11 protein-coding genes and 3 pseudogenes are annotated in these 13,263 nt (G+C 37.5%); 11 read left to right on the top strand and 3 right to left on the bottom strand.

Translation table 11 applies throughout. The features are described 5' to 3' along the window. The first annotated feature begins 868 nt into the window (after nucleotides 1–868). The 3 genes and pseudogenes from ACFX4L_RS23490 to ACFX4L_RS23500 all read left to right on the top strand — a co-directional run. The gene (locus tag ACFX4L_RS23490) at nucleotides 869–1,891 is read left to right on the top strand and encodes a PIN domain-containing protein (protein ID WP_377406412.1); all 1,023 of its coding nucleotides are present in this window, start codon (nucleotides 869–871) and stop codon (nucleotides 1,889–1,891) included. A 233-nt stretch (nucleotides 1,892–2,124) separates the two neighbouring features. Next, nucleotides 2,125–2,745, top strand: a complete 621-nt coding sequence (locus ACFX4L_RS23495; protein WP_377387081.1) for a recombinase family protein — start codon at nucleotides 2,125–2,127, stop codon at nucleotides 2,743–2,745. 28 nt (nucleotides 2,746–2,773) lie between these two features. After that, a pseudogene (locus tag ACFX4L_RS23500) lies at nucleotides 2,774–3,376 on the top strand (phosphorylase family protein); the annotation flags it as partial. Nucleotides 3,377–3,465: 89 nt separating this feature from the next. Here the strand turns inward: ACFX4L_RS23500 and ACFX4L_RS23505 are convergent. Beyond that, nucleotides 3,466–3,894: pseudogene (locus tag ACFX4L_RS23505) on the bottom strand (transposase); the annotation flags it as partial. Between the two features lie 253 nt (nucleotides 3,895–4,147). Between ACFX4L_RS23505 and ACFX4L_RS23510 the strand changes: the two are divergent. The 8 genes and pseudogenes from ACFX4L_RS23510 to ACFX4L_RS23545 all read left to right on the top strand — a co-directional run. After that, on the top strand, nucleotides 4,148–4,888 hold the full coding sequence (locus tag ACFX4L_RS23510) for a LytR/AlgR family response regulator transcription factor (protein WP_289336589.1): 741 nt from the start codon (nucleotides 4,148–4,150) through the stop codon (nucleotides 4,886–4,888). 1 nt (nucleotide 4,889) lies between these two features. Beyond that, nucleotides 4,890–6,161: a GHKL domain-containing protein gene (locus ACFX4L_RS23515; RefSeq protein WP_377387078.1), complete on the top strand. Its 1,272-nt coding sequence runs from the start codon at nucleotides 4,890–4,892 to the stop codon at nucleotides 6,159–6,161. Nucleotides 6,162–6,297: 136 nt separating this feature from the next. Further along, entirely contained in the window at nucleotides 6,298–6,522 is a 225-nt protein-coding gene (locus ACFX4L_RS23520) for a hypothetical protein (RefSeq protein ID WP_377387075.1), read from the top strand. Between the two features lie 26 nt (nucleotides 6,523–6,548). Next, entirely contained in the window at nucleotides 6,549–7,718 is a 1,170-nt protein-coding gene (locus tag ACFX4L_RS23525; RefSeq protein ID WP_377387072.1) for a serine hydrolase domain-containing protein, read from the top strand. A 226-nt stretch (nucleotides 7,719–7,944) separates the two neighbouring features. Further along, nucleotides 7,945–8,022, top strand: a complete 78-nt coding sequence (locus ACFX4L_RS23530; RefSeq protein ID WP_260399069.1) for a hypothetical protein — start codon at nucleotides 7,945–7,947, stop codon at nucleotides 8,020–8,022. 135 nt (nucleotides 8,023–8,157) lie between these two features. After that, entirely contained in the window at nucleotides 8,158–8,700 is a 543-nt protein-coding gene (locus tag ACFX4L_RS23535) for a DUF1700 domain-containing protein (RefSeq protein ID WP_284470668.1), read from the top strand. Between the two features lie 682 nt (nucleotides 8,701–9,382). Beyond that, on the top strand, nucleotides 9,383–11,452 hold the full coding sequence (locus ACFX4L_RS23540; RefSeq protein ID WP_377387069.1) for a serine hydrolase domain-containing protein: 2,070 nt from the start codon (nucleotides 9,383–9,385) through the stop codon (nucleotides 11,450–11,452). Nucleotides 11,453–11,547: 95 nt separating this feature from the next. Beyond that, nucleotides 11,548–11,655: pseudogene (locus tag ACFX4L_RS23545) on the top strand (Tn3 family transposase); the annotation flags it as partial. A 515-nt stretch (nucleotides 11,656–12,170) separates the two neighbouring features. Here the strand turns inward: ACFX4L_RS23545 and ACFX4L_RS23550 are convergent. Next, nucleotides 12,171–12,359, bottom strand: coding sequence for a helix-turn-helix domain-containing protein (locus tag ACFX4L_RS23550; RefSeq protein ID WP_289336585.1), 189 nt, complete (start codon nucleotides 12,357–12,359; stop codon nucleotides 12,171–12,173). A 100-nt stretch (nucleotides 12,360–12,459) separates the two neighbouring features. After that, nucleotides 12,460–12,918, bottom strand: coding sequence for a hypothetical protein (locus tag ACFX4L_RS23555; protein ID WP_377387066.1), 459 nt, complete (start codon nucleotides 12,916–12,918; stop codon nucleotides 12,460–12,462). Nucleotides 12,919–13,263: the final 345 nt, after the last annotated feature.

A 13,263-nucleotide genomic window follows, 5' to 3' on the forward strand; every position in this document is an offset into this window, starting at 1 on the left:
AGAAGATTAAGAAAATGAAATCCATCATGAAACTATGTGGAAAACTTGCCCGTGTTCTAGTAGGGATTGCTCGTAATGGCTCTGCCTATAAACCGGAAATGGTCTTCCCTCTTGAACAACTAGCAGCGTAAATTTACATTCACATTGTGATTAACGAAAGTTGGCTTATTCGTAGGATTTCAAAGAAAGCACGAAGTACTGGATGTAATGAACAAAAGGGCAATGACCCGTTCCGTTAGCAAAACCGGCCTCCACCCCTTGGATAGGTATGACGAAGGAATGAAAGGGCATAGGATTATGACCCGTTGAGACATGGGAGGGAAATCCAAGGGCAGCGTGGAAAATGCGTGCAGTATATGTAATAATATGGGATTTTTAATAGATCCCCTATTTCAATCTGCTCTCATCTTATCAAAACGGTCCTATCTCTTTCGTTCATCTAAAGCAACCTATACCATGTGGTATGAAATCCTGCGAATAAGCGAGTATTCGTGAGCATGATCTATTAAACTGAGGGAGTTCATTAAGGATCACAAAAATAATCAATCTTTTTTATAAAATAATCAAGAAGATTAAAAAAATAAGTTGTGTTCGAAAAAGGGGAGGGTATAGATATTGCCTTCCCCTTTGTGTTTACAGATAAATTTATATGACTGTATATAATGTACTCGATTTTGTATCTCAAAACAGTTAGAGATTGAATTGGTGCGGTTTTGAGTGGATTAATAACTCTATGTACTCAAATTCATGTCCCCAATGTACTTATCTTTGTGTCTTCGTACATTAGTTCATAAAGAATTCAAACTCACTATATCTTTTGCACTGTGCTATTGTTTGTATGGACAATATTTACTTATGGGGGCTTACAATGGATCGTTATGAATTAATCTCAAGGCTAACAAAGAATAATAAATATTTTAGGTTTCAAGAGAATCAATACTCTAAGCGTAACAAAAAGGATGTAAAAATTGAAACAGTTGACGGCATGGTGATTCAGCAGGTTTTAAGAGAAAAAGAAATTTTCTTATTCATTGATACATGTACTTGGCTAAACCATGCTTCTAAGGGTGACTTTGAAAACTTTGTAAGGATCGCAGACTTACATTTAGCATATGACTCTATACTTTTGGTACCCGATCAACTTACTATAGAATGGAATCGCAATAAAGAAGAAAAGGTTTATCAAGTTGAATTAAACAGTATCAATGATATTAACAGAAAAACAATGAGTTTTCGGGATAAAATTGTTATGGATCAGGCACAAAAAGAACAGCTAAGTGAACTCATTTCGCAAGCAGAACAGTTTAAAACAAAACAGGTTGAGTACATAGGTCAAAATACTATTTCAGTGGTGGAAGATGTGATGAAATTAGGTCACAAAATTCCCACAGAGGACAATATAAAGATTGAAGCAGCGAACTGGGGACTTTTAAAACATCCTCCTTTTCATAAGGATAAAAATAGTACAGGGGATACCATTTTATTTTTAAGCCTTGTTAACTATTTAGAAAAGGCTTCCGAGCCAATACTATATTTCGTTACAGATAATAAAACTGACTTCAGTGAATCCAAGGAACAACCTCATGAAATGCACAATCAGCTCCTAAGCATTGCTTCGGAGAAAGGAATTACAATAAAATATTTTCTAAGACTTAAAGATGCTTTAGACGGAATTATTGAAGAAGTGACTGATGAAGCCTATGTCAAAGAGTGTAAAAGACTATATGAGGAAAGTATTCCTAAATGTCCAAAATGTAGCAATAAAATAGTAAGGGATTTGCATAGTTGGGATGGTCATGGTCAAAAAATCTTTTACAAATGTACAAAATGTCCGTATACAGAAGAAACTGGAACATATAAACATGAAGAAGCTTATGACCAATATTATTGAAAAACTGATAGATGCATTGATCCCAAAAGGATTAGGGAAATTGGCTGTATAGCATTGTTGCTACCGTTCATAAAAGTAGACTTTTACGAACGAGTATTTCTTATGCAAAATCATCTTATTTTAACGTTCGTTAAAGCTGAAAAATACTTTATGAACGTTCTCTGTTTTGCATACACTTTTACGAACGTTTTTGATAGAATAAGAGAGAGAAAAGTAGAAGAAGGAGTAAAAAAATGGATGTCCGAAAATTTGGATACATAAGAGTGAGTAGCAAAGATCAAAATGAAGGACGACAACTTCAAGCCATGTTGGAAAAAGGTCTCAATGAACGTGATATCTTTTTAGATAAACAAAGTGGAAAAAATTTCAATCGGGTTCAATATCAATTATTAAAACGTATGATTCGAAAAGGAGATGTTCTTTACATTCACTCTCTGGATCGCTTTGGTCGGAACAAAGAAGAGATTCTACAGGAATGGAATGACATCACGAAAAATATCCAAGCAGATATCGTCGTTATGGATATGCCATTATTGGATACTACACAATTTAAGGATAGCCTAGGTACATTTATCGCTGATTTAGTTTTACAAATACTTTCCTGGATGGCGGAAGAGGAACGGGACCGTATACGAAAACGGCAACGTGAAGGAATTGATGTGGCACTACGAAACGGTGTGCCTTTCGGCAGACCGAAAGCTCAAGTAACGGAAGAGTTTAAAGAAGTCTATGATTTTTGGAAAGCAGGAGAGATGACAGCCGTTAAAGCCATGGCGGAATTAGGTGTTAAAAAGACGACTTTTTATAAGTTGGTTAAGGAATTTGAAAGTGACTTTAAAAAAGTCACTATATAATAGAAGAAACTCGTCAAAAATGATGAGAATGTTAACAGATGTGGAGACACTTCAACTCAAAAATGATCCTACAATTTATTTTAAAGGCTTAATTGTTGATGGGAGTAAAAGTAAGTCTGTTGTTCTTGCAGCAGCAGCAGCAGTACTAACAGCAAAACTAATTAATAACTTTAGGCCCCAATATATAAGCATGGTTGGTATAGCAGCTGGGAAACGTGGGCAAATGAATTATGGAGATATAATTATTCCAACTGAGGTTTTGGATTATGGAAGTGGTAAGATTGTATCAGTAGATGATTCAAAAGAAGGAGAAACTGAAGATTTTTTATTTCAGCCAGATCCCAAATATTTAGATTTGGATGTTGAAATTAAAGAGATAATTAACAAAGACTACAGTAAACAGTTAAGTGAGATAAAGCGGACATGGCCTAGTGACAAACCAGAAACTTCACTAAGTCTAGTCGTTGGTCCTATGGCATGCGGGTCAGTTGTAGTACAAAATGATGAGATTATCAAACGTTTTATAGATCCTTACAATAGAAAATTAAAGGGACTTGATATGGAGTCGTACGGTGTGTTTTATGCTGTAGAGAATTTCTTTACTCCAAAACCAAAAGTAATTGTATGTAAATCTGTTTGTGATTTCGGAGATAAAGATAAAAACGATTCATATCAAGCATATTCTGCCTACACAAGTGCAGCGTTTCTAAAATACCTAGCATTAAACGAATTTAGCTGGCCTATTTCTGAAATAATCGTTGCCGCGATTTTTCTCCAATACCGGGGATCGATTGGATTATCTTCATTAGCAAGATCATTCATCTGCTTTTCAAGGACTGCAAGATGCTCTTAATAATGAAGCAGCATGTTTACATACATTTCTAGGGTGAATAGATGGCTTTGTAATGGAGCTTTTCAGAATGGATTCCGATCAGCTGCTGCCATAAGTGCTTTTGCTTTTTGAGCAGCCCAACTACCAGATCTTCGTACACATAAAGATGCAATCATCTCTGTTAATTTTTCCTCTCCAGCGCTCAGAACTTCATCTGAGGTAGGGAACGCCAACAATGTTTTCAAAGATACAACAGAATGTAAATCTCCAAATACACCCTTATATTCAGGAAATACCTGATCTAAAACAGCTTGGAATTACAGCTTAACTCCAAATGGATGTTATAAATAAGACATTCAAAACACCTCCGAAAATTGGTAAGGTACAGTCAAGGAAATATTCAGGGGGATAAGTATGCAAAGAAACTCCGAAAAAGAAGCTCGTTCATTTGCTATTGAAGGATTTTAATTTGCATTTCATCCAAAAGCTATCTATACAAAGTCAAAAGGTTGTATCATGCTTATATAGGGTTTTAGAATAAAGGTATTAGATATGAGAGGTGTATCATTTTTGTATAGAGTGGCTATTTGCGATGATGAGGAAAAACAAAGTGAGCTTGTTAAAAGCTTCCTAATTACTTTATCCATAAAAACAAATATAGAATTTGAAATCGAATTATTCGGCTCGGGGGAGCAGTTGATATCCTACTATGAGTGCAATGAAACTCCATTCCATATTTTAATTTTGGATATTGAAATGGGTGGGATAAACGGGATTCAAACAGCCCGGAAAATAAGAGGGTTAAATAACCTGGATGAACAAATTATTTTTCTGACAAGCTACCCTGAATATATGGTGGAAAGTTTTGATGTCATGACATTCCAGTATTTGATAAAACCTATTGCCGCATCGATCATGGAGGAGAAAATCCTCAAGGTATGCCAATATTTTCAAGCGCTTGATAAAAAGTTTATGGTCATCAAGTCATCTTATGAAGAAGTCATTATAAAATATGATGACCTCATTAGTATTGAAGCCGCCAAAAGCTTAACTATAAAAAGCAAACTACATTTCACCACCACTAATCAAACCTATGAAAGTAAAGGCATCATTTCAGATTATGCTTTGGCCTTAAAGGACTGTAACTTCTTACAAATCCATCGTTCCATTATTATTAATCTGCTTCATGTGAAGAAATTTGCTAGCGGAGTGGTTCTCATGTCCAATGGTATGGAATTACCTATAGGCCGTTCTAAAATTAAAGAGATTAAAGATACTTACACCAAATTTATGATTATGAAGGTCGATTGATATGATTCAAAATAATTTTCTTATTGTCTTCAGTATTATATTTGTGATGGGCTTGCAAATTAATTTTTTCTTCAACTCGGTTTTTGATAAATCAGCTAAAAAACAAAACCGATTCATTTACTTCCTTATCTTTGGGGTGCTTGATTACACCTATCTGGTTATTCCTATCTCTCCTATTTTATCTTTGATTCTACAATTGCTCATAATATTTAGTTTTGCGCAATCTTATCAAGTAGAAATTAAAGAAAAGATCATTTTTTCTTTGTTTTACGGTGTTTTAATATCTCTCGTTAATTTTATATCTCTTTATTTTTTTTATACCCTATATTCAGTTGAGTTTAGCTTTGACCCTGTAAAAGAACATGATCCAATAGCCTACACGAAAGCTATTTTACTCAGCTGCATGATCATGTTTGCTATCATTCAGATCATACGACTACTTGCAAAACGTAGAAGTTACTCTTTGCATTATCGTTACTACATATTTTTTTCGGTTATTCCTATCGTAAGTATATACCAACTGAATATTCTAACTTATAAGGACGCCTATTCTTTCATATCCGTCATAGTATTACTATTTTTAAACGTTATGATTTTCTATATTTTTGATACGATCATTGATAAATTTCAATTCATGCATGAGAATACTCAGTTGCAACATCAGATGGACTATCAGGATGCGAATTACGAAAAAGTCGTTCACAGCTTCAAATCCATTAAAAGAATCATTCATGATACGAATCAGCAGTTTTTGTATATTGAAGAGTGTATTAAGCGAAATGAGTTAACAACTGCACTGGAACATATTAAGACGACATTAAATAAAGTCGAAGGAGCCTATCAGCGGGTTAATACGGGGAATCTCGTTATAGATGCTCTTGTCACTAATACGCTTAGTATTGGACAAGCCAATGGCATAAGAATAGATACAAAGATTAACTTATGTTCACAAGTAGTCCATATTGACCGTTATGACTTATGTGTTGTCATTGGAAATATGCTAGATAACGCAATAGAGGCTTCTAAAAAGTCGAAAGTCGCAGAAGATAGGTACATTCTTATAAAAATACATTCTACCGAGTCTACCCTTCTCATTCACATCATGAATCATGTGGAGAATGAAGTTGCCCACTTAAACAGCCAAAAATCAAACCCGGAATTTCATGGTATTGGATTAACGAACATAGCTAGAATCTGCGACAAGTACGGTGGTCATATGACCATTGAAACAAAACATAAAGTATTTCATAATATGGTCCTACTGCCATTTTAAACGAACAATCCTTAGACAACATGTTGTTTAGGGATTGTTTTTTGCGTTTCAGGGCGCTTTTCATTCTAACAGTATTCTTCCTTGTATGATGAATTCAGTAAGTCACATCTAGAAGAAATACGATGGGGAATTAATAATGAAGAAGATGATTTCTATAGTAATGACCGCTATGCTTATTGCAATACCGGTCACCCCTGCTTTTGCTTTAACGAATAATGAAACAGTAAAAGAAAAGGCACAGGAGCTCGCCTCGAAGTTGTTGTCCGATTATGGTGTTAGTGGAATACAGTATGCGATCCGCTTGTTAGGACAGAATAGCGTTGGTAAAACAATAATTATGAAGATGATTATAAACTTATAATATTAAATAGAGAAGAGGAATGCCTTATGAAAGTACGTAGTCAAATTACATTTGCTAGTCTGGCCCTTTTAATAACTGGAAGTTCCCTGCTATACACTTCGCCAACCTCAATTGTAAAAGCAGAGCTCACTCAAAATGAATCTAGTTCTTTACAAACAAGCACTCAACAAGATCATAATTCCGTCAAGCAAGCTATGCGGGATACATTGCAACTTGGATTCCCGGGGATACTTGCTAAAACTTCTGAGGGTGGAAAAAAGTGGGGTTATGCCACTGGGGTAGCGAATCTGAGCACCGAGAAACCAATGGAAACAGATTATCGCTTTCGCATTGGCAGCGTGACGAAGACGTTCACCGCAACGGTTGTACTTCAATTAGCTGGAGAGAACCGCTTGAATCTAGACGACTCCATCGAAAAATGGCTGCCTGGTGTCATTCAAGGAAACGGATATAATGGTAATCAGATTACCATCCGGCAGATATTGAACCATACAAGTGGTATCGCCGAATACTCAAGATCCAAAGACGCTGATTTTATGGATACAAAAAAATCGTATACGGCTGAAGAAATAGTGAAGTTGGGGATTTCTCTGCCCCCAGACTTTGTTCCAGGAAAGGGCTGGTCTTATTCAAACACAGGATACGTATTATTGGGTATTCTTATTGAAAAAGTAACCGGAAACAGCTACGCGGAAGAGATTGAAAATCGGATTATTGAACCGCTTGAATTGTTGGATACATTCCTACCTGGCAATTCAAGCGTTATTCCAGGCACCAAGCATGCCCGGGGATATTCCCAACCAGACGAAACAAGTGAGATAAAAGACGTAACTTATTATAATCCAAGTGCAGGAAGCTCGGCTGGAGATATGATTTCTGATGCTGATGACTTAAATAAATTCTTCTCTTACTTGCTCGGTGGCAAGTTACTGAAGGAAGAGCAACTAAAACAAATGCTTACTACAGTTCCTGTAGGAAGAAAAGGAATCGAAGGATATGGTCTTGGAATCTTTGAATTTAAGCTTTCAAATGGTGTCTCGATATGGGGACACACAGGTGGCATTCTAGGGTTTTCTACGATTGCTGGAGGTACACTTGGAGGCAATCATACGTTGGTCGTCAGTTTGAACAGTTTGGGTAGAGATAACAGTCCTAATCCTTTTAAAAACATTTTATTTGCTGAATTTAACAAGTAGGAAATACGGAAAAAGCGGAAAAATTTCATCATAGTTTTTATAGTTAAAAATATATCTTTCTGGTCCAAAAGCCCCAACTCACTTCGGGGCTTTTGGAATTATGGCGGCAACCCAACGATATTAAGTTAATAAAAAAAATCCTCCATACAATGAATAAATACGCTACTCTTTCTGCAGAAGACCATATTATGGGTATGAAATCATAAGTAAGTTAGAGCATTTTCCTATCGTTGCTGTAAAAGAGAATACAATTTATCCTCTGTTTAGAAGATTATTGAAAGAAGAATATGTTTCTTCATCTTAGCAAGATAGTACAGAGGCTTTGCCACCGAGAAAATATTATTCCATAACAAAAAAAGGAAACGAATACCTAACGCTATGTCCTTAGAATGGGATAATTTATTAATTGCTATAGCAGAAATTAAAGGAGTATAAAATTATGGATAACTATCTTGAAAAAATTGAAAAGTATTTAAAAGCTTTGTCCTCTTCCGAGCGTATTGACATTGTAAAAGAAATCAAAAGTGCAATGCTTGAGTTGCAAAATACTGGTCTTACTACTGAGCAAATCATCGAAAGGTTAGGAAACCCAAAAGAATTAGCGAAAGCATACTTAGGTGATGCCATTTCAAAGAACAGTAAATTTAGTTGGCGTAAACTCGCCGCTGTATTTGCTTTTTGTAGCAGCTTTGCAGGCGCCATCGGTATGTTTGTTTTGCCGATTATCAGTACTCTTTCCATTGCTTTAATGATAAGTGGAGTTATTACACCAATAGGCGGAATTATTAAATTTGTCGGGCATCTTATGGGATATGATATTACCGGAATCACAATCCAAATTGGAGCATTTACACCAAGCCCAATGCAGTTCTTACCAACTTCTATTGTGATTGGTGTGTTGATGTTTTTGTTGGGGAAAGTGTTATGGAGACTTACAATTAAATATATACACGCAATTAGTCAGAAGAAGAAAACACTCTGAATGTGAGCGCTAGCGTGGATCGAAACCACATCGTCATCCCAGATATGCAAATTTTTGTTATAATTTTTTTATATGGTTCGGACATTTATCAAAGTGTTCAAGCCTTTTTATGTTCCCGAAGATTCAAAATTTGTTACGTAAATTGGAGAGGTACTTGCTACTGGAGCCTTGGGGGGAGAGGAGTAGGATCAATTTTACATGTTACTGTGTCCTCGATCAACTCCATGTACTGTACATGGATCTTTACCCCCGAGTCTCAAAAACATCATGAGGTGGTACTTCCCCTTATTGGTGGCTCAATCACCGATTCTATGAACATATGTGGTCACCTTGTCGGGCTTAACGCACTATATTTTCCGTTTCGTGAGGTGCCCCATTTACAACATTGAAAGGAATAATTGATTCGCTACCATTTTTAAAGGTAATGTCTGCAAACAATACTTTAGAAGTTGAAAAATCAGCCTTCTCATCTGTAATTAGGTAGTTTTCAATTTTTCTGCTTTCCAAGTCTTTATTGCGTGTATCAATAGAACTTGAAACTAGTCCATCAACATCCCCTTTTTTGCTTGACCTTAGGCTAGGGAATGAACTAGACGGAAGACTGTGTGGGGAAATAATCCATCATGTTACACTGAGAGGGTACTTCTAGACTATACTAATTTTATTGATGGAGGATTTTCTAATGCGTAAAAAAAGAGTTTCAAAAGTGCTCGCTGTAACGCTAAGCACGTCTCTAGCTGTGACTTACTTGATTGCTTTGGTCGGAGGGTATAGTGTCAGTACGGAACAGCTCCCTCTTAAGGGGCAAACAATCACAGCGATTCAGCCTGCAGCTGTTCCTACTGCTCCAAGCGGTCCGGTTGACCCCAAAGAAGTGGAGGCCTTCGCGGACAATTACTTTGGGGAAAGCCTGAAGAAGTTCAATGTCCCGGGTGCCATGTTCGTCGTCGTTCAGGACGGACAAGTGGTATTATCCAAAGGATACGGGTATGCAAACAAAGAAAGCAAAACCCCAGTTGATTCCAATACCGTTTTTCGCATCGGTTCCATTTCTAAGACACTTACGGCTGCGGCTGTGCTGCAGCTTGCTGACCAAGGGAAGATCAAGCTGGATCAGGACATCCAATCTTATCTCGGAGGTATCACAATACCCAATTCGACAGGTAAACCGCTAACTATGGAAAATATGCTGACCCACATGACTGGGTTCGATTTCCCATATGAAAAAGACGATGACGCCTCGCCCGATCTTCTCAATCAAGAGAATTCTCTTCGAGATTTCTTAATGGATCGAATGCCAACCATCGTCCGGACGCCGGGGGAAGCCTACCAGTATGACGATTATGCTTTTGCTTTGGCGGGATATGCCGTGGAACAAGTTACCGGGCTCCCTTTTCATGAATACATGGATAAAAACATCTTTCAGCCGCTCGGCATGAATTCTTCCCATGATCTTGTAACCCCAGAGCTTAAAGCCCGAATGGCTGCAGCTTACGATCCGGAAGGCACGCCATATCCGGAGTATGGCCTTTATCCTACGGACATGCCTCAGGGCGGAATGTTGTCCACTGGAAGCGATATGGCTAAATTCATGACCATGCTTCTGCAAAAAGGAAAGGCCGGAGATCGGCAAATGTTAAGCGAACAAAGTGTTCAGCGAATGAGCAAGTTTTCCGTTTTCGCTCATCCGGCCATACCTATTACAAGCTATGGATTTGAAAGCATTTTCAATGAACTGTCGAATGGTCAGTATGTCGTCAGCAAAGGTGGGAACATCCCCGGACATGCCTCATTTACATGGCTACTGCCTGAGCGCAAAACGGGAATGTTCGTCATTTATAATAATGATTCCGAATTGCGCTCGGATTTGTATGCTGCCTTTATGGACCATTATTATCCGAAGAGCACCAAGACGCCTGAATCGGTATCACCTCTGACAGAACAGCAAGCCGCGCGTTACGTCGGATTATACAAAGACCTGCATACCCCGTCATTTGTGACTAGAATTACGTACAATAACGGACAACTTGTAGCGGAAGACAGATACAAATTGAGGAATAGCAAGACTACTTTGAAAAAGATAGATCCCTTGTTGTTTATGGATGACCACGGGAAGAAAATAGCATTTATTGAACAAAAGGATGGCGGTATTGCTAATATGTACAGACCTGCGAAGTCACCGATAGCCTATTCGCCCAAAATACAGGAAAAAGCGCTGTTTTTCGATGTCTCGAAAGAAAGCCCCTACCAACCGTCTATTGAAAAGCTCCATTCGCTGGATATCATCAATGGAAGAGATGGGCGCAGCTTTGACCCCAAGGCGCCCATGACCCGTGCGGAATTCATCACAATGCTACTGCATGCTGTCGGCTATCCGCCCTCCAAATCGAAATCCGGTTATACGGATATCGAACACCATTTTGCGGTCAAAGAGATACAGGCAGCGGTCGAGCAGCATTGGTTGGGGGAGGAGACTGGAGGCCGATTTGAACCGGATCGCACGATAACTCGGGAAGAAATGGCCGTCATTTTAACGCGCATTCCTCTTCCATGGCCGCTTGGCGATGAGGTGCGATTGGCAGGGCAAACCGATGAATCGGCTATCAAGGCCGTAAGCAAGCTTGTTGCTGCCGGAGTTACGGATCCAGTCACAATAACCAATTCTGACGGTTCAGTCGATTTCCGGTCCAAAGCACCTTTGCTTCGCCAAGAAGCCTCCTATTTCATTGACAAGATTCTATTTGTTCCTTAATCTCTTATCGGCCGTTACAGCCGCATTCGTACCGTGACGGAATCTCCAATCATGACTAACTTGTTGTTTGCTTCCAGTTTCATTTTTCACTACCTTTACGCTTGGTACATTCTATTCGTGAGGGTAGAGTGTCTGGTGCCCTTATTATGGGTAAGATTGGCTCCTATGCTCGACAGAACAAGGTTGCCAAAGCACTTAATAAACACAAGTTGACTTGTTTATTTTTTGGTTGTAGAAGAGCCTGAAATACATTTTAGAAAGAAAATCACACTTGAGAATGAGCTTCATGTTCTTGAAAAAGAAAAATATGATGAGTTGTTTTCTGAAGTTAAGCATTATTTTGATAAGATTCTAGAATTTGGTGTGAAAAATAACTGATAATAAAATTAGAAAAATGGAAACTGTAATAATTCTTCTTGACTGAATTACTACAGTTTCCATTTTTTGTCTGAAAGATCAAAACAGTCTAATACTTTATTTTCGGGTTATTATTTGTTTTCTGTTTATTAGAATCAAATAGTCTAAAACTTATTTCTCAAGAGCTGACGATTTTTAAACTTGAAAACCGCGTTAAATCAACAACTCGAGTCTAATACTTTATTTTCTTCGGACACCTGATCTAGGAAGTGAGTAATTCACTTTACAAAAAACAAACAAGCGTACCCTAAGTATGTATATGGGTACGCTTGCAAGTGTAAGTGTGTATAGGTTATTATTGTTAAATCAATTTATGTGATCCCTCGTTTGCAATTAGCTTTAAATGTTCAAAACCCTGTCTTGTAATAAGGAGTGTACTTCCTTTCATTTGGACGCTGTCTTTCAGCAGCACATCAGATCCACGTCTCCAAAGAAGGTAAACATACTTAGTGTTTTTTCCAAGTTCAACGCTTGCTTCCCGAGCAGTCATAATGTCGTCCCACACCTTAATAATACGCACCTCCTGATTTAAAATATCCCTCCACGTAATTAAATTTATACCACAAAGTATCTTGATTTACTCTTAATTTTTATCTTTCGTCTAAGCGTTTTCTTCGCTGCAATTCCCTTCTTTCTCGTTCTTGACGCTCCAATTCTCTTGCTCTTTCATTCCGTTTTCCAAGGCTGCCATAAAGTAAATTACGCTCATTTTTCATCATAGACAACTTATAATGAAAACTCGATTCTTCATCAATCCCATAATGCTTTTTAAGAAAATGGATATTCCTTTTAGCCATATCATATTGCTTAAATTGATAATAATTTTCTTGCTTAAATTTTGTTTTATCATCAGACTTTTTATAGTCTGTAATTAAAGGATAACTATTTTTATAAATAGAAAAACAGTCCTTCATTTTTTCAAAATCAAATATTTCATCATCAATGGCAGTTAGCTGTTTTTCAAAGTTATCTATAAGGTTTTCTGTTTTAATTTCAACCTCATTTAATTCTTCCAGTGAAATATTTTCTTTATAAAGGGGTACAGCCACATGCCCATCAAGCCAAGAAAATAGGTCACCCCCAAAACGATAAATTGAGCTTATAAGTTACAAGAAAGTCCAAAATTTCGTTCTGGGGGTACTACAAAACTTTAACTTGATGGGCATGGGGTAGAGTCAGGAAAAGTGCGGATTTACAACGCTAAGCATTTTGACACAAGTCTTATGAGACATCATAAATCCTAATGTAGGGGTGGTTTGATTATGTACCAATAGGCTTTACTCTATTGAGATTGTGAAGTTTCCTACTTAAACTAACGGGGCAGCATTCCTGTAATCAGTGAAATTGAAGTTTGAACAAAAAAATAACCTCTTGGTAGAATGAGAGAGTCCTGA

It is taken from the genome of Peribacillus sp. YIM B13482, assembly GCF_042787975.1.
Classification (GTDB): Bacteria; Bacillota; Bacilli; order Bacillales; family DSM-1321; genus Peribacillus; species Peribacillus simplex_A.

What these genes read in the sequence shown, in the direction of transcription:
- ACFX4L_RS23495 (WP_377387081.1), top strand. Translation starts at nt 2,125, where the DNA reads ATGGATGTCCGAAAATTTGGATACATAAGAGTGAGTAGCAAAGATCAA.
- ACFX4L_RS23535 (WP_284470668.1), top strand. Translation starts at nt 8,158, where the DNA reads ATGGATAACTATCTTGAAAAAATTGAAAAGTATTTAAAAGCTTTGTCC.
- ACFX4L_RS23490 (WP_377406412.1), top strand. Translation starts at nt 869, where the DNA reads ATGGATCGTTATGAATTAATCTCAAGGCTAACAAAGAATAATAAATAT.
- ACFX4L_RS23550 (WP_289336585.1), bottom strand. Translation starts at nt 12,359, where the DNA reads ATGACTGCTCGGGAAGCAAGCGTTGAACTTGGAAAAAACACTAAGTAT.
- ACFX4L_RS23520 (WP_377387075.1), top strand. Translation starts at nt 6,298, where the DNA reads ATGAAGAAGATGATTTCTATAGTAATGACCGCTATGCTTATTGCAATA.
- ACFX4L_RS23515 (WP_377387078.1), top strand. Translation starts at nt 4,890, where the DNA reads ATGATTCAAAATAATTTTCTTATTGTCTTCAGTATTATATTTGTGATG.
- ACFX4L_RS23525 (WP_377387072.1), top strand. Translation starts at nt 6,549, where the DNA reads ATGAAAGTACGTAGTCAAATTACATTTGCTAGTCTGGCCCTTTTAATA.
- ACFX4L_RS23540 (WP_377387069.1), top strand. Translation starts at nt 9,383, where the DNA reads ATGCGTAAAAAAAGAGTTTCAAAAGTGCTCGCTGTAACGCTAAGCACG.